We start from the raw sequence: 845 nt of genomic DNA on the forward strand, positions 1-845 counted from the left end.
GACAGCCTGGCCTATGTGATCTACACCTCGGGCTCCACGGGCCGTCCCAAGGGCGCGCAACTGAGCCACCGCAACGTGGCACGGCTGCTGGACGCCACCGAGGCCTGGTTCGGCTTCGGCCCGGACGATGTCTGGACGCTGTTCCACTCCTACGCCTTCGACTTCTCGGTCTGGGAGATCTTTGGCGCCCTGTGCACGGGCGGCAGGCTGGTGGTGGTGCCTTACTGGGTCAGCCGTTCGCCCCAGGACTTCCTGGCCTTGCTGCGTGCGGAGCGCGTAACGGTTCTCAATCAAACGCCTTCGGCCTTCGGGCAGCTGGTCCATGCCGTGGAGCAGGATGAAGAAGGCGGCTCCGGCCTGGCGCTGCGCCAGGTGGTCTTCGGCGGCGAGGCGCTGGAGCCCGAGACCCTGCGGCCCTGGTTCGACCGCTTCGGTGACGAGAGCCCGCAGCTCATCAACATGTACGGCATCACCGAGACCACGGTGCATGTGACGTACCGGGAGATCACCAAGACGGATCTGGAGGGCGGACGCAGCCCCGTGGGCGTGGCGATTCCGGACCTGGGCCTGTATGTGCTGGATGGCAGCCTGAACCTGCTGCCGCAGGGCGTGGCCGGGGAGCTGTACGTGGCGGGCGAGGGCTTGGCACGCGGCTATCTCAACAGGCAAGGACTGACGGCAGAGCGCTTCGTTGCCAACCCGTTCAGCGAGACGGGCGAGCGCCTGTACCGCACGGGCGACCTGGTGCGCTGGAGTGCACAGGGCGAACTCGAATACCTGGGTCGTGCCGACCAGCAGGTCAAGATCCGGGGCTTCCGCATCGAGCTGGGCGAGGTGCAGTCGCA

The 845-nt window shown here is 67.0% G+C and carries 1 protein-coding gene; it reads left to right on the forward strand.

Annotation, left to right across the window (positions count from 1 at the left end; all coding sequences use genetic code 11):
• Window positions 1-845, forward strand: an 845-nt coding sequence (locus tag L995_RS23505; RefSeq protein ID WP_047473898.1) for an amino acid adenylation domain-containing protein, incomplete at both ends; no start/stop codon positions are given.

Source organism: Delftia sp. ZNC0008 (assembly GCF_000799035.1).
Taxonomy (GTDB): domain Bacteria; phylum Pseudomonadota; class Gammaproteobacteria; order Burkholderiales; family Burkholderiaceae_C; genus Comamonas; species Comamonas tsuruhatensis.